Source organism: Carboxylicivirga sp. M1479, from assembly GCF_007097485.1.
Classification (GTDB): Bacteria; Bacteroidota; Bacteroidia; order Bacteroidales; family Marinilabiliaceae; genus Carboxylicivirga.
The window spans coordinates 54,718-76,510 of record NZ_VKDE01000024.1; the positions used below are offsets into that span (position 1 = coordinate 54,718).

Genomic DNA, 21,793 nt, shown 5'->3' on the forward strand with positions numbered 1-21,793 from the left:
TGCCACATTATTTTGCTGAAATCTACCCGTTATGAAGTTAACATTGCTGCAAGAGAACTTACGTATTGCTTTGGGCTCTATCAGAACCAATCTTCTTAGAACTATTTTAACCATATTGATTATAGGTATCGGTTTAACTGCCTTAATTGGAATACTAACTGCAATATCATCCATTGAAGCAACTATTAGCAATAAGTTTACTGGGATGGGAGCTAATTCGTTTACCATTGAAAACCGTGGGATGAATGTGCAAATTGGTAAACGTAAATTGCGCAATAAGCGTTATGGCTACATCTCCTTTAAGGAGGCAATGGAGTTTAAAGATGAGTTTGACTTCCCGGCCATTGTAACAATTTCACATACAGCCAGTGGTTCAGCTACGGTTAAGCATGAATCTGAGAAATCGAATCCCAACGTGATGGTTATTGGGGTGGATGAGAATTTTATGGATGTTGAGGGCCATGTATTACAGAGCGGACGAAACTTTACCCAACAAGAAATTAAGGATAACCGATATGTTGCTCTTTTGGGAAGTGCTTTGGCTAAGAAAGTGTTTCCGAATGACCAAAATGCTGTTGGTAAGGTAATAGTGACTGGCGGTGCAAAGTACCGGGTAATCGGCGTTTTGGAGGAGAAAGGTGCTGGTTTTGGATCGCAGAGCGATAATATTATGCTGCTGCCTGTTACCAATGTGCGCCAAGTATTCAGTAGGGCCAATATGTCATATAAAATAGTTGTTAAGGCAATTGATAGTCAGCAGGTGGATATTGCTATATCGGAGGCGACAGGATTATTTCGTGTTATTCGTCGATTAACAATACACGATGAGGACAATTTTAATGTGAATAAGAGTGATAACCTTTCGCGCTTATTAATTGAAAGTACTGGAAGCGTTACACTGGTTGCTTCTATTATTGGATTAATTACCTTGTTGGGTGCAGCCATTGGTTTGATGAATATTATGTTGGTGGCCGTGGCCGAACGAACGCGTGAGATTGGTATTAGAAAAGCTACAGGGGCAAGCAGTAAAGCTATACGAAATCAGTTTTTGTTTGAATCAATTATTATTGGTCAGATGGGTGGTTTTGTGGGTATCGTATTGGGTGTATTTGTTGGTAACTTAATGTCGATGGTAATGGATTCTGACTTTATCGTTCCATGGAATTGGGTTATTCTCGGGGTTTTAGTTTGCTTAGTAGTTGGTGTTCTATCGGGTTTGATGCCGGCCATTAAGGCTTCAAAGCTTGATCCTATTGAATCTTTACGCTACGAGTAGATAGGCATGTTCACGTAATGATATAATATCTTAAACAAAATCTTATTTTCTGAGTTACTTTTATAAAGGTAATTATGTATCCTTCTATTTGGGTGCATCGCATATATCGTTTAAAAGGGCTAGATATGGGATTTTTTCAGATAAAAAGGCGTCAGTTTATACGTGCTTCAATTGAGGAGGTTTGGGATTTTATGTCTTCGCCCCACAACCTTAAGAGAATAACTCCCGAACATATGCGATTTGATGTCCTGAGCAAGGGTTTGCCTCAGCGTATTCATGAGGGTATGATTATATGTTATCGAGTTAGGCCATTACCGTTTTTTAATGTCAAATGGCTTACGGAAATTACGCACGTGCGCGAGGGTAGTTTTTTTGTAGATGAGCAACGAGTTGGTCCCTATCGTTTGTGGCATCATCAGCATCATTTAAAAGAGGTGGATGGAGGTGTTGAAATGCTTGATGTTGTAACATACGAGCCGCCTTTAAAATTGTTGGGTTCATTTGCTAATGCACTGTTTATTCGCTCAAAGTTGAACGAGATCTTTGACTTTAGAGAATTTGCATTGAACTTTATCTTTAAAGATGATTGATATGTTTGGTGTTGTGAGAGTTTCCGCTGTTTTAATTTTGTTAACAGGATGTGTTATGAATGCATGTGGACAGATTACTATTTGTGACTTTAGTAAAAGCAATAGCCTTTTGGATTGGACCATTATCAATGATGGTGTTATGGGGGGCTTGTCTGAGAGTGATATAAAATTGAATGAAGACAATAATGCTGTTTTCTTTGGAGTGGTATCGCTTAAAAACAATGGTGGTTTTGCTTCAGTTCGTCACCAATTCAAGCCCTTGGATGTGCATGCTTCTGCATTATTGATTTTGAGCTTAAAGGGCGATGGAAAACGCTATCAGATAAGAGTGAAAGCCAATAGTGGGGACAGACATTCATATATTAACTATTTTGAAACAACAGGCGAGTGGCAAACGGTAGAAATTAGCTTGTCTGACATGTACCCAACGTTTCGTGGTCGCCGATTAAATATGCCTAATTTCTCTGGGGAAAGAATTGAGGAACTTTCCATCCTAATTGCGAATAAAAGTGCCGAGGTATTTAGGCTTGAGCTAGAGAGTATTAAATTGAAATAGATATTTGCAGTTGAAGAATGAGAGTTATCTATACTAAAAAAGGCCTCCTAAACGGAAGCCTTTTTAAATGTGATTGAAATAGAATCAATTATTATTGGGCAGATGGGGGAGTCGGGATTGTATCAGGGATATTAGTTGGTAACTTGATGTCAATGGTGATGCAGTCTGATTTTATAGTACCATGGAACTGGGTGATTGTTGGTGTTTGCGTATGTCTAGCAGTTGGTGTATTGTTTGGTTTGTTACCTGCAATCAAGGCTTCTAAGTTAGATCCTATCGAATCGTTGCGTTACGTATAATTGCCCAAAGTTTATCTTCATGTGAATTAAGCAATTCAATTGTTTATCGCATTGAAAAAAATACCGTCTTTTTATATTTACATGTGTTTTTATATGTGAAAATATGTAAACTTTATTTGATTTGTAATATACTATAGTATAGGCTCTTAGTATGCGTACTAGTAGTTTCTGGATAGTATATGGTGTTAAAAATGTAATTGAAAATGCAACATTAGCGATGTAACCATCGTATTTAATTATCAAGAATGCTCGGGAGCATATATCTAAGGGGACTAATAGTGTAGGTGTTATAAAATTGTGTTGTAACAATTGGTAATAACAAGTGAGAGTTTGGACGGTATCTTACATCTCACCTAACATTAACCAAAATGAGAAGAATATTTACAAATGTTCTGCTATTGATGCTCTGCACTGCAGTCAATGGACAGATTGGTCGTGAGTTTTGGTTCGCAGCACCCGACGTATGGGAAGGTGCTGGCGATAATCCGGTTGTGTTAAGAGTTACCTCTCTTGACGAACCTGCTACTGTGACTATTAGCTTGCCTGCCCAGGGAGGAAAAGTTATTGGGATACACACTATTGGTGCACACTCCCACTATGGATTTCAGTTAAAAAAAGTGGATGTGGAAAATCATCCTTCCAATCAAGTTAATAATAAGGGAATATTAATAACATCTACAGCTGACATTGCTGCTTATTACGATGTTAGTGCAGCTGATAATCCTGATAAGTTTATTCTTAAAGAAGATAATGCTATTGGTTTTGAGTTCTTTATTCCATCTCAAAATGTATTTGGTAATAATGCTGATTTTGAAGGGAATGCCAGTGAGAAAGCTGATGTAGTTGCTACAGAAGATAATACAACTGTAACGATTACTCCTTCAATTAATGTCGTAGGTCATGCTGCTGGAATAGCGTATGATATTGTATTAAACAGAGGGCAAACCTACTGTATCGAATGTGCTGACATTTCTCCATCAGCCTCATTAGGGGGCACTCATGTTGTAGCCGATAAACGAATTGCCATAACAATATCTGATGATGCCATCATAGAGGATACAGATAGTTTTCCGAATGATTTGATCGGTGACCAACTAATACCTGTCAATGTAATTGGAAATGAATATGTAGCTATTAATACCAGCAAAGCTGCATCCAGCTATAAAAATCAAAATTCAGTACAAAAGGTGTTTGTAATGGCTATCGAAGACAATACTTTGGTTTTCACAAACAATACAACCAAAAACACAAAGGCTTTAAATAGGGGAGAAATCGAAGAGTTTGATATATCGGATCATGCCTTGTTTATTTTTGCAACAAAAAAAGTTTATGCCTATCAATTAACTGGTTTAGTCAACCCTATTGCCAACACAATAGCTAATGAAATAGGAAGTGCGATTTTACCTAGTTACAGTTGTAATGGCTCCAATAGTGTATCATTCACACGGGTTTTTAATCGAGACTTCTGGGTCAATGTTATCATTAAACGAAAAGATGTGAAGAATTTCAGTTTGTATGATAATGCAGGTAACGATATTAATGTGTCAAAGTACATTAATAGTTGGCAAACCGTTCCTGGACAAGATACCGGGCAAGAAGCTTGGGTGTGTTGTGCTGTAAACTTGAATAACCTGAGTACTGGTATTCCTTATCGATTAGAGAATTCAAGTGGTTTATTTCATTTGTGTATTCTTGACGAAAGCGATTCGGATATCACAGGAGGAGGTTCTAGTTTTGGATATTTTTCATCGTATAATTCGTTTTATGCTAGCGATGCAGGCGATAAATGTCTTGGAGAGGAAGTTCAATTAGAGGCTAAAGACGGAATGAAATCATACAATTGGTTCTCAACAGAAACGGGCAGACAAGTATTATCGAACGATCGGACTTTTAACGTAACTGAACCTGGAAAATACTGGGTTGAAGCCGAGGTTATGTTTGGTGGCTGTGTTACAGCAGATACATTGGATGTTGATTTCTTCTTTCCTGAAATTCAATTAGGCAATGATACTTTAGTATGTGAAGGAGAAGTTATTGACTATGCCTTGGAAGATACATATGCTTCTTACCTATGGAGCAATGGGGATAATGGTTCGGGATCGCAATTTGTTGCTGATGGTACATCGTCAGAATTAAGTGTGATTGTAACAGATGCAATGGGTTGCTCTAATAGTGATACGGTTAGTATTGGTATAGCTCCCGTTCCTGAAATAATTATTAATTCAACTACGGTTTGTGAAGGCGAAGCAGTAATAAATACAAGCACTTTTGAGCGCTATGAATGGAGCTTAAATGGTGTTGTGATAAATATAGATGAGTCACAAAATTGGATAAACCCAACGCAATCAGGTGTGTATATATTGACCGTTTGGACAGCTGAAGGTTGCTCTAAAACCGAAGCAATTGATATTACTGTAATTTCGTTACCTGTATTGAATCTTAGTAATCAATCAGCCTGTGCAGGAAGCTCATTGAAAATTACTGCACCTGCCGGATTGAATTCTTACAGTTGGAGTACAGGTGAAACAACACAATCAATTGATATAATGTCAACAGGTAATTATACGCTTGAAGTAGTAGATGCCAATGGTTGTGTTACCAATGATGAAGTTCAGATTACATTTCATGAGCCATTAAATATTAATTTAGGTCCGGATAGAGAAGAGTGCGTTGGTGTTTCAATTAATATTTCCAACGAATCAAATTATACTGATTTTAAATGGACTTTTGAACCGGATAATAGTCCGGGAACTGTAGTTGATTTGAACCCATCACCTGCTCATCTGTATAGTATAACGAACTCTACAATTGATAAAAGTGGTTTGTATAAGGTTGAGGCTACTGATATCAATGGGTGTGCGGTAAGTGATGAGGTTATATTTGTATTCCAGACGGCAAACCCAATTGACTTAATAATAACTGAAGATTTATGTGTAGGCAATTCCATCGACGTTATTGCAAGCTCTGGTTATGATTCTTATTCGTGGACAATTGACGGTATTGGCCGACCAGAATATGATAATCAGAATCAAATTGCAAATGTTTCGGCTGAAGCCGTTTATGAAGTGGTAGCTATGGCTGGTACTTGTCAAAAGCGCAATCGAATTACAGTTAATGAGCATGAACTTCCAATGGTTAATCTTCCTGCAGTAATATCACTTTGTGATGATACACCTGTTGAGCTTAAGGTAGAGTCGTTTAGTTCGTCCACTTCAGCATTTGCTTACTTGTATTGGAATGGAGATGACACAAAACGTTACAACGATTGGCAAACTGCCTCATATAAGGTAAATGCTTCTGGAACGTATTCTGTTACAGTAGTTGATGAGTTCGGATGCGAAGCAACAGAACAGGCGAATGTCAATGGTATTAGTCCAATAAGTGTTGACTTGGGGCAGCCACAAAATGTTTGTGATTATGAATTGGTAACATTAACTAACCCAGAAGCTGCAAATGTGCAAAGTTATAGTTGGTACAAAGCATCATCAGATGGAGAGATTTTATTGATTGACAATGCATCTTATGATGTTGCTGAATCTGGTACTTATATACTACGAATGCTAGATAATAACAGTTGCGATGCTTCAGGTGAGGTAGTGGTTAATATTGATGCAGCTCCGCTGGTTAATTTAGGTGATGATATTTCTGTTTGTGGAAATGTTAACCTTAGTATTTCACCCAATAGTTTACACAATCGATACCAATGGAATGATAATCCCGCACTTGATTTCAATGAGTTGCTTGTTACGCAGTCGGGTAATTATAAACTAGAGGTTTGGAATGAAAATGGTTGTTCGGCACAAGATGATGTCGATGTTGTTTTATTGGAAGCACCTCAGGTTAATCTTCAGGATTATATTGGCTGTGCTGGAACTGAGTTTTTATTAGCTGGGCCGTCAGGAACTTTCGAATACTTATGGAGTACAGGAGAAACTACACAAAGCATTAATGTTACAAATGGAGAGTATTCATTATATGTAACAAATGAAAACGACTGTGTAGGGACAGGTACGAGTTCTGTAGTATGGCGTCCGGTGCCAAAAGTAGATTTAGGGCCAGATGTGATTATTTGTCCGTCAGAATTATGGGTGCTTGATGCAGGCGATGGTTATGCTTCATACGATTGGCACAATGGAGAATCTTCTCAATTAATCACAGCTAGTTTAATGGATACAATTAATACGATTGTTGTAACAGATGAGTTCGGTTGTCATGGATTTGATACACAAACGGTGAAGCATAAAGTGGCGGCTCCACTCGAATTGCTGAATGATACGTCAATATGTTTTTCCGAAACAATTTGGATAGATGCTGCGGCTGGTTTCGAACAGTACGAATGGAGTACTGGTGGTGTTTTTCCAACCATTGAATTGCATGAAGAAGGAACATATTGGTTAAAGGCATTTGATGGTTGTGTTTGGGCTACAGATACGATGCAGTTAAAAGTTTATCCAACACCGGTTGTCGCTGCTCTTGATACGACAATTTATGCACAGGTAGTAGTACTGGCAAATGGTGGTACAATGCCATATCAATACGCTATCAATGAAGATGAACTGCAAGAGAGTAATGTGTTTCCGAATTTATCTAACGGGGAACACATATTTACGGTTGAGGATTTAAATGGTTGTATGGCTTCTGAAACCATCAATCTTAATAATATTTTAGATATCGAAATTCCACCAGTTTTAACACCCAACGGTGATGGATATAATGACACATGGAAAATTGGAGGCTTGGACAGAATGCCTGATACAATCATTCGAATTTTTGATCGCTATGGTAAACTATTAACCGAATATTTTGCCAGTGATCCTCCTTGGGATGGAAAGTACCTCGGTAAAGCAGTTCAGTCTGATGCTTATTGGTATGTCATCCAGCTTATGCCAATCAATAAAGTGTTAAAAGGTCATTTAACGATTAAAAGATAAACCTTAACTGTTGATGTTGTGAGGAAGATTAGGGTAATACTGCTATTGCTTTTGTGTGTTAACTTCGGATATGCACAAAAATATTATCTGACGAATCAATATGTATATGATTTGTTTCAGATGAATCCTGCTGCTGCTGCCTTTCATAAGAATTGTGTTACAGCTACTGGTATTTTTCAAAAGCAATGGTTTGGAACAGATTTAGCTCCAACATATCAGGTTTTTAGTTTTCAAATTCCTGTTTTGCAACAACTGGGTTCAGGCACCTATGTTTATAATGATCGAAATGGCTATTATAACGAGATGGGTTTGCACCAAGCTTTCTCATATGAGCTTCAACTTACCAAAACCAAACGAAGAACCATGACCTTGTCGTTCGGATTAGCTTTTACAGTTGAGCAAAGCTCATTGCAGGTAGAGGAGTTATTGGATCCTGAATATTTCGACCCGGCGATAACCGGTGGCAATGAAAGTGGATGGGGTTTTAATGCCAGTACGGGTATTCTTTTGAAGTACAATGACTATCACATTGGCCTGGGCTTAACAAACTTATTGCCACAAAATAATTCGTTGTACAGTCATGAGGATGAGCCAGGCTTAACAACTGATTTTCACTTTCATGCAGGGGGGAGTTATAAAATTCCCGATCGTGATTTTTACATTGAACCCACTTTTCTGTATCGACGAAATATGTATATAGATAGCCGGATGGATGCTAATTTAAAGCTTTATATGCCCACGCCAGATCCTGATTGGGCAACCTGGGGATTGGTTTCATATCGGCATACTACAGAAGATAAAATTGGTAAGTCGTTAGGTATGGCGGTTACAGGAGGTGTGGTTTATCAAAACTTCAGTGTTGGGTTGGAATATCAGTTTGGTTTAACCAAAGCACGTTCTGCCTATGGAAATACTTATCAATTGGTAGTCAATTATCGCATGTGTCGCGATAAGAGTAAAAGTGCAATTCCTTGTTCAATAGAAAGACGTAACAAGCGGCATAATTACAAGTTTTTGAGTTATTAGAAGATAAAAAAAGGCTTCCTAAACGGAAGCCTTTTTAAATATGATTGAGGAAATCAATTATTTTACTGATTCCATGTACTCGATCAATTCACATACTTTAGCTGAGTAACCCATTTCGTTATCGTACCATGATACAACTTTTACGAAAGTGTCAGTTAAAGCGATACCAGCTTTAGCATCAAATACAGAAGTTTGAGTTTCACCAACGAAATCGTTAGATACAACCATATCTTCAGTATATCCTAAGATACCAGCTAATTCACCTTCTGAAGCTTCTTTCATTGCAGCACAGATTTCTTCGTAAGAAGCACCTTTAGCTAAGTTTACAGTTAAATCAACAACTGAAACGTCTGGTGTAGGAACACGGAAAGACATACCAGTTAATTTACCGTTCAACTCAGGAATTACTTTACCTACAGCTTTAGCAGCACCAGTTGATGATGGAATGATGTTTTGACCAGCACCACGTCCACCTCTCCAGTCTTTACCAGAAGGACCGTCAACAGTTTTTTGAGTTGCAGTAGTTGCGTGTACAGTAGTCATAAGACCATCAACAATACCGAATTTGTCATTCAATACTTTAGCAACAGGAGCTAAACAGTTAGTTGTACATGAAGCGTTAGATACAAAAGTCATGTCGTTAGTGTATGACTTGTTGTTAACACCCATTACAAACATTGGTGTGTCGTCCTTAGAAGGAGCAGACATAACAACTTTCTTTGCACCAGCGTCAATGTGACCCTGAGCAGATTCTTTTGTTAGGAAAAGACCTGTTGATTCAACAACATAGTCAGCACCAACTGCACCCCAGTTAATGTCAGCCGGGTTTCTTTCAGCAGAAACACGAATCTCGTCACCGTTTACAATTAATTTACCATCTTTTACTTCAACAGTACCGTCGAAGCGGCCATGTGTTGAATCGTACTTCAACATGTAAGCCATGTAATCTACATCGATCAAATCGTTGATAGCAACAACTTGAACTGTTCCTTTAGCTACAGCTTGACGGAAAACGAAACGTCCGATACGGCCAAAGCCGTTAATCCCAATCTTGATTTTTGACATTTTATTGCTTTTTTAAGAATTGTTTTAATAAGGTCTTCAAAAATGCGACACAAAAGTAGCAAATCATAATTAAAACGTCAAGAAATACGACAATGATTTTCTTAATAATGTTTAAAATATGACAAGGAAAAATAGCATTTGCCAAATTTGCAGAACTAGTGTGAATGAAACAAAAAAAAGTAGCATTGGCGAAGAGTGAATCTCCGCCAATGCTACTTTACTGTTTTTCTAACTGAATTATTTATGCTCTTTCAGTATCGTCTACTACTTCAGCATAGCCGTAAGCAGGGCAATCTTCTGTGCTTTTACATGAACTCATCCCTAACACCATCAAAAATAAAACAGCGGCAATCAACGAAATCTTTTTCATTTTTTTATCCTTTACTTAGTCTGTAAAAATAAGAGAATAATCTAAATCTCCCAAAACTATTGTTTACATCAAGGTAAACGGAAAAAAACTTGTTGGGTTTCATTTAATTTGAGGAACTTGGGCAATGGGATGATTTACCTTATGAATCGCCTGTTTTTTTACACGAATGTAAATAACTAAAAAAACCCGCACATGTGCAGGGTTTTAATATATCATTTATTGCTTTATGCAGGCCAGCGAATAGTTTCATCATCGACCCACTCAGGACCAATCTGTATAGATGTGATGGATTCTTCATCCATCCAGATATTGATATTTTCTTTTTCGAAAACAAACATTTCTTTATCGTCATAACCTTCGTCAGCCATGTCTTCATGTTGGTATTCACTCAAATCAAGTTTTTCAATAGCGCTTAAAAAGTCAGCTTTTGACATGCCTACTTTTATTGAATCAAGCAGGATAAACTTGTCTGTTTCAAATGAAATTTCAACTAGTTTGTAATCTTCTTCCTTGTCGAACGACATGGAAATACCCATTTCATCGAAGTAAAGTACGTTGGCTTCAGCGCCTTCGCCATAATCTTGTACTTCTGTTTCATCAGGATCGCCTAAGAAATTTGATACTTCATGTTCTTCCATCCCGAATTTGATGCTGCCGAATCCTATGTACGGCAAAATGGCTTTTGGTGTCATTTTTATTTTTATGTTATTAAAATTAATGCGGTAAATATAAACAACCCCTTTGAAATATTCTACTGTTTTTGTTAAGTGATAATTAAATGTTGCTCATATTAATAATAAAAGCCTGCAATCATTAGAAATATCGTAACAGTTGCAGGCTTTAAATCTATTATTTTGAGGCTTCCCATTGAGGGATACGTCCATTTGTATAAGGAGCATTTAGTTGATCCATTGCTTTTCTGGCTTCTGGAAGCTTCGTTTTTGCAATTGTTTTCACTTGATCAAGAACAGGAGGGAATTTCTCTTTTAATATTTCAAAACTGTTGCTTGATGTTGATGTGATGTCAGACGTGCTATTAATTTGTGCCCAAATGATGCTATTCAATCGGTTCATTAATGGCATGTTGGCTGGTGGAATCTCCTCCCAGCTGGCTTTAGCCTTTAATCCTATGAATTCGAAATAGATTTTGTTTAAGTCTTTTTCTATTGTTTCTAGTAGAGGAAGAACGTCGTTATGTGAATTGGCAAGTGGAAGTGCAGTTTGTTTCATTGCTGCAACTTCTGCTTTCATTTCATTCACAAGTGTTAAAGTACCATTCATCGCTTTAGCTAACTCGCTAACTTCTTTTTGGAACGCCACCATCGCTGCTCTGTCTTTAGCTGGGAGCGTTGTGTTGTTAAGTGCTTTAACCGTAAAGTTTTTTGGTCCAGCTAATAGTGTAGATTCTCCATTTGCTATTTGATTGATTTCAACCGTGTACTGGCCTGGTAATACATATATACCGCCCTTCGACTTTTTAAGTGGATCAAATTTTTTGGCTTTAACTATTTCAGTACTGTTGTATTGTAAATCCCAGTTGAAGCGTGTAATGCCTTTAGAAGGTTTTTTGGTAAAGGTGCGCACTACACTTCCAGCTTCGTCTTTTATCGTAACTAATAAATAGGCAGGTATCTCTTTCTCTTCCTCAGCTAATTCAATCCATGTTGGTTGATGAATGCGTTCTCCATTTTTAAAGAGTTCCTTTTCTTTTTCTCTACGAATTTGACGTTGTGTTTTAGGTGTTTCTTTCTGATAAAAAGTAAATGTTGCGCCATATTCAGGGTTGGGAGCACCAAAGTAGGTGGCACCTTGTCCGTAAATTTTATCGGTTTGCATAAATAATAGGGCATCTTTAATATCAAAAAGGTGTGCCGTTTCTTCTGTCAAGTCTTTATTTAATTCACGCAATGGCGAATAGTCATCTAAAACAAAAAATCCGCGACCGAACGAGGCCATTACCAAATCGTTTTCACGTTCTTGAATAGCTAAATCGCGAATAGCAATGGTTGGAACGCCCGCTTTTAACTGAGTCCAGTTGGCTCCCTCATCAACTGTGAAGAAAACGCCAAATTCGCTTCCTGCAAATAGTAGTTTGGCATTTTTGGTATCCTGCTCCAAGGTGTGAATAGTTCCATTTTCTGGCAAGTTAGATGCAATGGATTTCCATGTTTTACCTTTATCGCTACTTTTGAGTACATAAGGTTTAAAATCATCACTTTTCATTCCGTCAAACGTGGCGTAAACTACATTCTCGTCAAAACGCGATGCATATATATCACTCACATATGTGTTGGCTGGTACATTGGGGAATGAGGCTGCCTTGCTCCAGGTTTTGCCATCATCCTCGGTAACTTGAATTAACCCATCGTCCGTTCCTACGTATATTAAACCTGCTTTTAGTGGAGATTCATCTATTGAAACAATGGTGTTGTACTGAGAGGTGGAAACATCTTTAGAAACCGCATCGACGCTCCAGTATTTACCCATTACAGCCCATGTGTTACGGTCGATCTGAGCTGTAAGGTCGTCAGAAATTACTTCCCAGGTATTACCTCTATCGGTACTTTTAAAAACTTTATTGGCGGCCATGTAAATGGTCGATGGGTTGTGCTTGCTTAAAATTAAAGGTGCATTCCAGTTCCAACGATAGGTCAATTCATCTTTGCGAGGTTGTGGTTTAACGCTAATTTTCTCGCCACTTTGCTTATCGTAACGCACTACATTACCATATTGCCATTCGCTGTAAACAATATTTGGATTGCTGGGGTCAACGCGTGACCAAAAGCCATCGCCAAAGACGGTAACAAACCACTCGCCTGATGTTACGCCAAATTCAGAGGTGTTGCGAACAGGTCCTCCTTGTGTAGCATTGTCTTGTGTGCCTCCGTATATGTTATAAAATGGTGCTTCATTATCAACTGTAACGCGATAGAACTGAGTTACAGAAAGGTTACTTACCTGGCGCCATGCTTTTCCATCGTCGTAAGTAATGTAAACGCCACCGTCGCCACCAATCATGTAGTGCTTGTTGTCGGTAGGGTCAATCCAAATGGCGTGGTCATCCACATGACGATCCTTTGTACTAAGTTTTTTCCATGTTTTACCACCGTCACTCGTTACGTGTGAGAAAGTCTCCACCGAATATACTTTGTCAAACTCCACAGGATCACAGAATATCTCGTTGTAATACTGGCCGCTAGAATGATGATCGCTCATTTTGTTCCAAGACTCTCCTCTGTCAGAAGTGCGGAAAAAACCGCCTGAGTTGTTGGCTGCTTCGGCAATAATGTACAAAACATCTGGGTTTTGGGGCGAAATAGCAATGCCCATGCCTCCAATGTGTTCCGAAGGCAGGCCTTTCATTATCTTGCGCCAGTTTTGTCCTGCATCAGTAGATTTATAAACAGCAGACTCTGGTCCTCCTCCTATTTTTGTATGAACATGACGGCGACGCTGCTCGCTTGTAGCATATAAAATATCTGGGTTGCGAGGGTCGCATATAATATTGTTAATGCCTGTGTTTTCACTGATGTCTAAAACTTTTACCCAGTTATCGCCACCATCTGTAGTCTTGTATAACCCTCGGTCGCCACCAGCGCCCCATGCTGATCCCTCTGCGGCTACATAAACAATATCAGAGTTGCGTGGGTCAATTAGGATCATACCAATTTGGCGAGATTCTTTCAAGCCCATGTTTTTCCACGATTTACCGCCATCAACAGTTTTATATATACCATCGCCATATCCTAAAGCTCGTTGGTGGTTGTTTTCGCCAGTACCAGCCCATACAACATTCGAATTGTTAGGGTCCATTGCCAGGCATCCAATTGAGTAAGAGCCATATTTTTCAAATACAGGTTCAAAAGTGATACCTTTATTATTTGTTTTCCAGATGTTACCGCTAGCTACAGCCACATAAAATTCTGAATGGTTGTTTGGGTTAACCGCAAAATCGGCAATTCGACCAGATGTAAAAGCAGGTCCTATGTTTCTTAATTTCAGTCCAGAAACCAATTCGCTATTGATAGCAGGTTTCTCTTCTTCAGTGTCTTTTTTCTTCTTTTTTTGTGCAAATACAGATGCATTACCGAGTAGTAATGCACTTACCAACAGGAGTGAGGTAAGTTTTCCTAACGAACGATTTATCATTGTTTTATGATTTGGGATGAAAAATTATTTGATAAAATCGAAGATAGGTAAAAAATAGGCTTGTTAGTTGTTTGTACTTATTTTTTGGGGTTTGAGATTTGGAATAAAGCATTAGAAAAGCGTTGAATAATATTTAGATACTATAAATATAGTTGATATACTAAATAAATAGTATTATACTTGTAGTAATAAAATATGTTGTTCGATATGAAGCAATTGACAAAAGCCGAAGAGGAAGTGATGCATATCCTGTGGGAATTAGGAGAAGGTATTATAAAAGATATTCTTAAAGGATTCAAGGATAAAACGCCAGCCTATAATACTGTTGCAACGGTGTTGAAGGTTTTGAAGAAAAAGGAAATAGTAGATTACAAAGCTATTGGTACAACCTATGTGTATTTCGCTCTCGTTTCAAAAGAAGAGTACTCGTCGTATCAAATGAAGCATCTTATGACTAATTATTTTGGAGGCAGCTTTACGCGCCTAGCAGCCTTTTTTGCAAAAGATAACGATATGACTTTGGATGATTTAGAGCTGATGTTGAAGGAATCGAAGAAATAAGAATTAAAAGCAAATAAACATGGAACTATATATTTATTTTTTTCGTTCAGCATTGGTTTTATTGATATTCTATTCGGTTTATCATTTGTTTTTGAAAAATGATGCACACTTTACAAGCATCAGGTGGTTTTTGCTTGCCGGTTTTGGGGCTGCTATTTTGTTGCCCTTGGCTGAACTAAATTATCTAGTTGTGTTAGATGCTGTGGCTGCTGATTCCGACTTTATTCCTACTGAGGTTGTGGCTGATGATGTGAATGTTGTTTTGCCGTTAGCAAACAAGACCTTTAACTGGTTGGATAGTGTTATTTATTTATATGGAATTGTGAGCTGCTTCTTTGTGGTTCGCATTCTCATGCATTTTGGAAAGATGTTGATGCTTATTAAGCAATCAACAAAGGTGCGTCATAAGTTTGCGGATGTTTGTGTGCATCCTAAGATTGAAACACCGTTTGTTTTTGGTAATCGAATATTTATAAAGGATGCAAAGTGTCTTAAAGAGCCTAATTCTGAAATCCTGATTCATGAAATGATTCATTTAAAAGAGCAACATTGGATAGACGTCTTTGTGAGTGAGTTGTTTATTGTTGTTCAATGGTTTAATCCATTGGCATGGTTGTATGCTCGCACCGTGAAACAAAACTTGGAGTTTATTGCTGATCGTGGCGTTTTAAAGAGGGGCTTTCGTTTGGAGAAATATGTACAAACAATTATAAGTGAAACAATGGGAGCAGAAGTGTCAGTGCTAGCTAATCACTTCCGCTTTTCCCAAAATAAACGAAGATTAAAAATGATGAAAAACAACAGAAAATCCAAATGGCGACAATTAAAGTTGTTGGTGGTGCTGCCTGCAATTGGTGGTTTGTTATGGGCATTTAGTGAGCCTGTTTATGAGTATCGTTCAGTAAGTGATGAAAAAAATGAAGTTTTATTACAGGAACGTGAAGGGAAATATTATTTAAAGGGGAATGTTTATGATAGGATTGACACTATGATGATTCGCAACGTTGATACTGGGGCGTTTGATATGAAAGTGAAGGCATCTCCATTACCAGGTACAAGTATAGTTGTAAAAGGGACAATGTATGGTTGTGTGGCCGATAAAGAAGGAGCATTTGAAGTAGAAGTTGCGAAGGGAGATGAACTTGTTTTTTCTTTTGTGGGTTATGATACCAAAGTTGTTCGAATCACAGATCAAAAAAGCATTGATGTTAATATGAAGACATCGGCTTACGAACTTGATCCATCTAAATATCGTACCAAATATAAGGACAAGGTTACACCGCCACCTCCACCTAAAAAAAGCAGCGATATGGTTCCTCCACCACCACCTCCTCCTGTTGATAATGATGGTAAACCTGTATTTTTTGTCGTTGAAGAAATGCCAAGTTATGAGGGAGGTATGGAAAATTACTTTGCGCAACTGTACACTCTAACTGCTCAAGCTAAGAAAAAGGAGACTTTAAAAGGTGTTGTAAAAATTCAATTTGAAGTTGGATATAAAGGAGGGATTTCAAAAGTTAAAGCTTTGGATAATTGGGAGAGTAAAGAGGCTAATTATGCACTTCAGTTTGTGAAAGAATTAGAGAATTGGAAGCCTGGTGTGCAGCGTGGTAAACCTGTTTCAACGACTTTAATAGTGCCTGTTGAATTTGAATAAGTAACTTTAATTACTTTTTAATAGGCAGTGAAATTGAAAATTTGCTGCCTTTGTTTTTTTCACTTTCCACCCATATTTTACCACCATGCTTTTCAATAAACTCTTTGCATAAAATAAGTCCCAATCCTGTACCTTGTTCATTCTGTGTTCCGTTGGTTGAGTGGTTAACATCAATCACAAAAAGCTTAGATATGTCATTGTGGTGAATGCCAACGCCATTGTCTGCAACGGTAAATTTTATACATTCCTGATCTTGATTGGCTGAAATAAGTATTTGTCCATTCGCATTAGTGAATTTTAGAGCGTTGGAGAGTAAGTTTCTAAAAATGGAACTAATCATGTATCTATCGGCATAGATTATAATATTTTCAGAGATACTATTTGATAGTGATATTTCTTTTTGCACAGCTAAAGTTTCTATCGAGAGAATCTCCTCGTTGAGTAATTTAGATACCTCAAAATATTCAGGGTTATATTTAATTTTACCAGATTGCGACCTTGACCATTCTAGCAGATTGGTAATTAGTGTCATGGCTTGGTGTGATGATTTTTGAATGATTCGGGATATGTCTATTGTTTCATTTCCTTTTTCACTTTCAGCTACCAATAAATCACTTAGGCCAACAATGCTATTAAATGGACTTTTAAGGTCGTGTGCAATAATTGAAAAAAACTTGTCTTTGGTGATGTTAAGTTCCTTAAGGCGCGATTCATTTTCTTTTAGATTTTTCTGAGCAAGCATACGTTCCGTAATGTCGTTTGCAAAAAAAGAAGCACCAATAACATGATCATCTTCAAGCATTGGGTTCATTGAAACTTCCACATAATAGACTTTGGTTCCTACATCAATTTTATCGATAAATGAGAAGCGTTCATTGTTTAATGCTCTATCGTAACGTGGTTTCCATATTGGACGAAGCACTTCGGGAAGTGATTGTAGAATGTTAACACCTTTATCTAAGTGTACACCAAAACTATGATAGAATTCATTTTTAAAAACAGAGTTGGCAAATAATATTTCGTAAGAAGGGTTAATGGCCCAAATGCTTTCTAGTGTATTGTCCATTATTGCCAACATATTGGCATTTTTTTCCGATAATAACTGTTCCGCTTTTTTGTCTTCGGTTATATCTTGGCTTAGGGCGGTAGCTCCAGTAATTACTCCGTTAACATAGACTGGTGTAAGAACTACACTAAAAGTTGAATTAACGTTATCTACTTTAGTGCTAAATTCAAACTTTAAATTCTCACCATTCAACACACGGTCGTATTTTTCTCGCCAATAAGCAGATAGTTCAGAACTGAGTATTTCAAGTGCACTCATTCCCCTTTTAATTTCAATATTAAAAGTGTTCTTATATGCCTTTTGGAAAAAATCGTTAAATATAACGTATTGGTACTGATTGTTTATTGACCAAATGGATGCGTCTTGATTGTTTATTAATGAGTTGAGATTGGCAGTGGTCTCGATGTTCTGCGTTTGACTATACCTGCATTCTTCGATTTCACGCCTAAGTTTTTGGCATTCGTCTATTAACTTTTGATATGTCAACTCGTCTTTTTTCATGTTTGAATAGGCTAAAGCAAGTATTATCGATAACTGCAATAACAGGCATTGTATAATCTATGCCTCCATGTGTTTATGCAATTCATGGAGTTCTACTTACTTAGTCAACAAGTGAAAGAGCTAAAAGTTGATATGAGCCTGAATAAAGGCCTGTTCAATGGTTTATTTTTGTTTGTAGGCAGTTTTTAGGTTTTTCAGAATCGTAAATCCACGATCGACATCTTCGTCGTTAACAATAATCGTAAACTCGTTGGTTGTTGAAATAACTTCTTTAATATTAACACCTTCCCAGGCTATTGCTTTGAGTATGTGGTAGTAAAAGCCTGTTATTTGTACATTTGCCGCTGGCAATTTTAATGTAATAGCCGATAGTTCATTCTGTTTTAACAGGCAGTCTTCATTTGAAAAATATTTTTCAACCAGATCTTCGTAGTCCGAACTAACCACTAGGTTTGATTCAAATACCCCGCGAACCAATGTGTAAAATACATCGTGGTGATTGCTAATTTCTTGCATCACTTTCGTGTGGCTATTAAAAATTGAGCTACTGTTTCTAAATGTGTAGTCTGTTAAGTTCGATCTCACAATTATATCTCCTAAAGACTCAAGTAGCTTTTGCAGATTTTTGTTCAATGAGTAATCTAATTGGGGTGCCAACCTATTTAATGCCATTACTATGGCACCTTGTTTAACCGGCTTTTCAGTTAGTTTTTCAACCATTGGCTGAATTTGTCTGGCTAAAGATGAAATATTTAATAAGCCTTCGCACAAGGCTTCTATCACAAAAGGTTTAACTTTTATAACTGACTCAACTGCTTGACTAACTGTTTTCATTTTGTTTAAATTTACGACAAATATAAGCAATGTTAAGATATTAACAAAGTGTTATAAAGAAGTTTTTTTTGTTGAAAAATTTCCAAATGACTAGTTCATTTGATATTTTTGAATCAAAATTAATAGCATTGAGTATTTCAATTTGACTTTGGTCGAAAGAATAAGATACATGAAGAAATTTGATTTAAAAGGCTCTATAGTAGCTATAGTAACCCCATTTAACGATAATGGAGAGATAGATGTTGATGCATTTGATCAATTAATTGATTGGCATTTGGAGAACGGTACAGATGGTTTGGTTGTTTGTGGAACTACAGGCGAAACACCGGCTTTAACAGGTGATGAAGATGCTTTTTTAATTGAACGTGCAGTTAAGCGTGTTGCTGGTCGTATTCCTATTATTGCAGGAACGGGTAGCAACTCAACTCAGGAATGTATTCGGTATTCGCGTAAAGCGGAAGCTATTGGTGTTGATGCGGTTTTGGTTGTAAGTCCTTATTATAATAAGCCAACCGAAAAGGGGATGTATATGCATTTTGCAACGGTTGCCGAAGCTTTGGAGGTGCCAATTATCCTGTATAATGTACCAAGTCGAACTGGTTCAAAAATATCTGTTGAAAATGCTATTAAATTAGCGAATGCCTATGAAAATATTGTGGGTATTAAGGAGGCTGCAGGTGAATTGGTTGTGTTTACAGAGTTGGTAGCCAAGCGTCCTGATGGCTTTATGATTTATAGCGGTGATGATTTTTTATCTGCATCAGCTAACTTGTTGGGTGCTGATGGTTGTATATCCGTAATTGCCAACGTTATTCCTAAGGAATTCTCTCAGTTGATGAAAGCTTCTTTGGCTGGTAATGTAGCACAGGTAAATGAGTTGTTTTACAAGTACCGAGAGGTAATGGATTTAATGTTTATTGAGTCGAATCCTATACCTGTTAAAACTGCTTTGGCTGAAATGGGTAAAGTATCAGAGGTATTTCGATCGCCTATGTGCACCATGGATGATGCTAACAAAACCTTGTTAGTTAATGAACTTAGAAAACTTGATATTTTATAGATATTATAGTTGTTGTTGGATTGGATAAAAAAGAGTGTTTCAACGGAAACGCTCTTTTTTCGTTTTATAGGTGGTTATATGTCATGCGAAAATGTGTATTAATTTTCTACATTTGATGCACTTATTTTAAAACTTAAGCAACATGATGGATATATTTAATAATCACAAAACAATACGTAAATACACAGATAAAGCAATTGAGCCACAGTTGTTAAATCAAATACTTGAAGCAGGTGTTCGAGCATCAACAACTGGAAATATGCAGGTTTATAGCGTGGTGGTAACTCAGGATGATGAGATGAAAGAAAAACTCTCTCCGTGCCATTTTAATCAGCCAATGATTAAGCAAGCTCCTGTTACCCTTACTTTTTGCGCCGATTTTAATCGTTTTAATAAGTGGTGTCTGCAGAATAAGGCAGTGCCTGGATATGATAATTTTTTATCGTTTGTAACTGCCGCTATAGATGCTTTGTTGGTTGCACAGAATGTGTGTATTGCTGCCGAGTCAAAAGGTTTGGGGATATGTTATGTTGGAACAACAACCTATTTAGCCGATAAAATAATAGATGTTTTAAACTTGCCTAAGGGCGTTGTTCCAATTACAACCGTAACATTAGGATATCCTGATGAAAACCCGGAGCAAGCAGATCGTTTGCCATTAGAAGCGGTTGTGCATCATGAAACGTATCAAGATTATTCCGAAGAAAAGATTTCTGAATTATATGGCGAGAAAGAGAACCTGGAGGCGAATAAAGCGTTTGTTAAAGAGAACGATAAAGAATCGTTAGCGCAAGTGTTTACAGATGTTCGTTATAAAAAAGCCGACAATGAACACTTTAGTAAGGTGCTATTGGATGTACTAAAGAATCAGGGCTTTATGTAGAAAAAATAAGCTACAAGAGAAAGAGTGCTTAGTTGAACTTTCTCTTGTAGTATTGTTATTGAGTATTATTATAGTTTTATGCTATTCTTCACGATGATTATACACCGCAGTCGCCTGTGCTGTTGGCATTACTAATATGTCGTTAATGTTCACATGTGGTGGTCGTGTAACTATAAACTCGATGGTTTCTGCAATATCGTTTTCAAATAAGGGAGTTAAGCCTTTGTAAACATTATCAGCTTTGCCTTTATCTCCATGGAAGCGTACGATAGAAAACTCTGTTTCAACCATGCCTGGTGATACAGATGATACTTTGATGTTATAAGGCAGTAAATCAATGCGCATACCTTTTGTAATGGCTTCAACAGCATGTTTAGTGGCGCAATACACATTTCCATTGGCATAAGTTTCTTTACCGGCAATAGATGAAACATTGACAATGTGTCCCTGTTTGCGTTCCATCATTCCTGGAATAATTAGTTTAGATAAGTAAAGAAGTCCTTTGATGTTGGTATCGATCATTTGTTCCCAATCACTCCATAGTCCGTTGTAGATTGGGTCAGCACCAGCTGCCAGTCCTGCATTATTTATTAGGATATCAATTTGAGCCCATTCATTGCTTAGTTGTTGAATGGCATTTTCTGTTTCTTTGTTTTTCCGAATGTCAAAACACAAAGACATTACCTCTGATCCATTATTGTTTAGTTCGGCTTGTAATACGTCTAATCTTTCCTGTCGGCGGCCAGTTATAATAAGGTTAAAACCTAGTTTAGACAACATCGTTGCTGTTGCTCTACCTATTCCGGATGTGGCTCCGGTTACCATTGCTATTTTTTTCATGTGTTTATAATTTTGTTATTCTCTGACATAGAGTTTGTTTCAAAATAAGTTGTAAACGCCAAGAAGTTAAATTTTCATGTTCATGCTCGAGGCAATAGTCCTGTGTGCTTAGCGTTTGAAGTCAGTTTC

17 protein-coding genes are annotated in these 21,793 nt (G+C 37.4%); 10 read left to right on the forward strand and 7 right to left on the reverse strand.

Going from position 1 to position 21,793, the window contains the following annotated elements; translation table 11 throughout:
* The first annotated feature begins 31 nt into the window (after positions 1–31).
* The 6 genes from FNN09_RS14875 (at position 32) to FNN09_RS14900 (ending at position 8,678) form a co-directional block, all read left to right on the forward strand.
* A complete protein-coding gene (locus FNN09_RS14875) occupies positions 32–1,276 on the forward strand; it encodes an ABC transporter permease (RefSeq protein WP_143303162.1) in 1,245 nt (414 codons plus the stop codon).
* Between the two features lie 125 nt (positions 1,277–1,401).
* Entirely contained in the window at positions 1,402–1,866 is a 465-nt protein-coding gene (locus FNN09_RS14880) for an SRPBCC family protein (protein ID WP_143303163.1), read from the forward strand.
* Between the two features lie 55 nt (positions 1,867–1,921).
* Positions 1,922–2,422: a CIA30 family protein gene (locus FNN09_RS14885; protein WP_143303164.1), complete on the forward strand. Its 501-nt coding sequence runs from the start codon at positions 1,922–1,924 to the stop codon at positions 2,420–2,422.
* Between the two features lie 83 nt (positions 2,423–2,505).
* Positions 2,506–2,721, forward strand: a complete 216-nt coding sequence (locus FNN09_RS21600) for an FtsX-like permease family protein (protein ID WP_366520171.1) — start codon at positions 2,506–2,508, stop codon at positions 2,719–2,721.
* A 368-nt stretch (positions 2,722–3,089) separates the two neighbouring features.
* A complete protein-coding gene (locus FNN09_RS14895; RefSeq protein ID WP_143303166.1) occupies positions 3,090–7,652 on the forward strand; it encodes a T9SS type B sorting domain-containing protein in 4,563 nt (1,520 codons plus the stop codon).
* Positions 7,653–7,670: 18 nt separating this feature from the next.
* Positions 7,671–8,678: a PorP/SprF family type IX secretion system membrane protein gene (locus FNN09_RS14900; protein ID WP_143303167.1), complete on the forward strand. Its 1,008-nt coding sequence runs from the start codon at positions 7,671–7,673 to the stop codon at positions 8,676–8,678.
* A 57-nt stretch (positions 8,679–8,735) separates the two neighbouring features.
* Here FNN09_RS14900 and gap read toward each other — a convergent pair whose 3' ends face one another.
* The 4 genes from gap to FNN09_RS14915 form a co-directional block, all read right to left on the reverse strand.
* Positions 8,736–9,743: a type I glyceraldehyde-3-phosphate dehydrogenase gene (gene gap / locus FNN09_RS14905; RefSeq protein ID WP_143303168.1), complete on the reverse strand. Its 1,008-nt coding sequence runs from the start codon at positions 9,741–9,743 to the stop codon at positions 8,736–8,738.
* 241 nt (positions 9,744–9,984) lie between these two features.
* The gene (locus FNN09_RS21485; RefSeq protein ID WP_255434137.1) at positions 9,985–10,113 is read right to left on the reverse strand and encodes a hypothetical protein; all 129 of its coding nucleotides are present in this window, start codon (positions 10,111–10,113) and stop codon (positions 9,985–9,987) included.
* Positions 10,114–10,337: 224 nt separating this feature from the next.
* Positions 10,338–10,805 carry a hypothetical protein gene (locus FNN09_RS14910; protein ID WP_143303169.1) on the reverse strand — a complete coding sequence of 156 codons (468 nt, stop codon included), beginning with the start codon at positions 10,803–10,805 and terminating at the stop codon, positions 10,338–10,340.
* Positions 10,806–10,962: 157 nt separating this feature from the next.
* On the reverse strand, positions 10,963–14,262 hold the full coding sequence (locus FNN09_RS14915; protein ID WP_143303170.1) for a sialidase family protein: 3,300 nt from the start codon (positions 14,260–14,262) through the stop codon (positions 10,963–10,965).
* Between the two features lie 207 nt (positions 14,263–14,469).
* On the opposite strand from FNN09_RS14915, the gene FNN09_RS14920 reads away from it, so the two are divergent.
* Together FNN09_RS14920 and FNN09_RS14925 are read left to right on the forward strand one after the other, a co-directional pair.
* Positions 14,470–14,823, forward strand: a complete 354-nt coding sequence (locus FNN09_RS14920; RefSeq protein ID WP_143303171.1) for a BlaI/MecI/CopY family transcriptional regulator — start codon at positions 14,470–14,472, stop codon at positions 14,821–14,823.
* A gap of 19 nt (positions 14,824–14,842) precedes the next feature.
* Positions 14,843–16,480 carry a M56 family metallopeptidase gene (locus tag FNN09_RS14925; RefSeq protein ID WP_143303172.1) on the forward strand — a complete coding sequence of 546 codons (1,638 nt, stop codon included), beginning with the start codon at positions 14,843–14,845 and terminating at the stop codon, positions 16,478–16,480.
* 10 nt (positions 16,481–16,490) lie between these two features.
* Here the strand turns inward: FNN09_RS14925 and FNN09_RS14930 are convergent, their stop codons facing one another.
* Both FNN09_RS14930 and FNN09_RS14935 read right to left on the reverse strand, forming a co-directional pair.
* Positions 16,491–18,047 carry a PAS domain-containing sensor histidine kinase gene (locus tag FNN09_RS14930; protein WP_143303173.1) on the reverse strand — a complete coding sequence of 519 codons (1,557 nt, stop codon included), beginning with the start codon at positions 18,045–18,047 and terminating at the stop codon, positions 16,491–16,493.
* A 162-nt stretch (positions 18,048–18,209) separates the two neighbouring features.
* A complete protein-coding gene (locus FNN09_RS14935) occupies positions 18,210–18,881 on the reverse strand; it encodes an aspartate kinase (RefSeq protein ID WP_143303174.1) in 672 nt (223 codons plus the stop codon).
* Between the two features lie 169 nt (positions 18,882–19,050).
* Between FNN09_RS14935 and dapA the strand changes: the two genes are divergently transcribed.
* Together dapA and FNN09_RS14945 are read left to right on the forward strand one after the other, a co-directional pair.
* Positions 19,051–19,941, forward strand: coding sequence for a 4-hydroxy-tetrahydrodipicolinate synthase (gene dapA / locus FNN09_RS14940; RefSeq protein WP_143303175.1), 891 nt, complete (start codon positions 19,051–19,053; stop codon positions 19,939–19,941).
* 142 nt (positions 19,942–20,083) lie between these two features.
* Complete coding sequence (locus tag FNN09_RS14945) at positions 20,084–20,824, forward strand: NADPH-dependent oxidoreductase (RefSeq protein ID WP_143303176.1); 741 nt, start codon at positions 20,084–20,086, stop codon at positions 20,822–20,824.
* Positions 20,825–20,905: 81 nt separating this feature from the next.
* Here the strand turns inward: FNN09_RS14945 and FNN09_RS14950 are convergent, their stop codons facing one another.
* Complete coding sequence (locus FNN09_RS14950) at positions 20,906–21,664, reverse strand: SDR family NAD(P)-dependent oxidoreductase (RefSeq protein WP_143303177.1); 759 nt, start codon at positions 21,662–21,664, stop codon at positions 20,906–20,908.
* Positions 21,665–21,793: the final 129 nt, after the last annotated feature.

What these genes read in the sequence shown, in the direction of transcription:
- FNN09_RS14885 (WP_143303164.1), top strand. Translation starts at nt 1,922, where the DNA reads ATGAATGCATGTGGACAGATTACTATTTGTGACTTTAGTAAAAGCAAT.
- dapA (WP_143303175.1), top strand. Translation starts at nt 19,051, where the DNA reads ATGAAGAAATTTGATTTAAAAGGCTCTATAGTAGCTATAGTAACCCCA.
- FNN09_RS14945 (WP_143303176.1), top strand. Translation starts at nt 20,084, where the DNA reads ATGATGGATATATTTAATAATCACAAAACAATACGTAAATACACAGAT.
- FNN09_RS14920 (WP_143303171.1), top strand. Translation starts at nt 14,470, where the DNA reads ATGAAGCAATTGACAAAAGCCGAAGAGGAAGTGATGCATATCCTGTGG.
- FNN09_RS14880 (WP_143303163.1), top strand. Translation starts at nt 1,402, where the DNA reads ATGGGATTTTTTCAGATAAAAAGGCGTCAGTTTATACGTGCTTCAATT.
- FNN09_RS14915 (WP_143303170.1), bottom strand. Translation starts at nt 14,262, where the DNA reads ATGATAAATCGTTCGTTAGGAAAACTTACCTCACTCCTGTTGGTAAGT.
- FNN09_RS14950 (WP_143303177.1), bottom strand. Translation starts at nt 21,664, where the DNA reads ATGAAAAAAATAGCAATGGTAACCGGAGCCACATCCGGAATAGGTAGA.
- FNN09_RS14875 (WP_143303162.1), top strand. Translation starts at nt 32, where the DNA reads ATGAAGTTAACATTGCTGCAAGAGAACTTACGTATTGCTTTGGGCTCT.
- gap (WP_143303168.1), bottom strand. Translation starts at nt 9,743, where the DNA reads ATGTCAAAAATCAAGATTGGGATTAACGGCTTTGGCCGTATCGGACGT.
- FNN09_RS21485 (WP_255434137.1), bottom strand. Translation starts at nt 10,113, where the DNA reads ATGAAAAAGATTTCGTTGATTGCCGCTGTTTTATTTTTGATGGTGTTA.
- FNN09_RS14895 (WP_143303166.1), top strand. Translation starts at nt 3,090, where the DNA reads ATGAGAAGAATATTTACAAATGTTCTGCTATTGATGCTCTGCACTGCA.
- FNN09_RS14925 (WP_143303172.1), top strand. Translation starts at nt 14,843, where the DNA reads ATGGAACTATATATTTATTTTTTTCGTTCAGCATTGGTTTTATTGATA.
- FNN09_RS14930 (WP_143303173.1), bottom strand. Translation starts at nt 18,047, where the DNA reads ATGAAAAAAGACGAGTTGACATATCAAAAGTTAATAGACGAATGCCAA.
- FNN09_RS14910 (WP_143303169.1), bottom strand. Translation starts at nt 10,805, where the DNA reads ATGACACCAAAAGCCATTTTGCCGTACATAGGATTCGGCAGCATCAAA.
- FNN09_RS14935 (WP_143303174.1), bottom strand. Translation starts at nt 18,881, where the DNA reads ATGAAAACAGTTAGTCAAGCAGTTGAGTCAGTTATAAAAGTTAAACCT.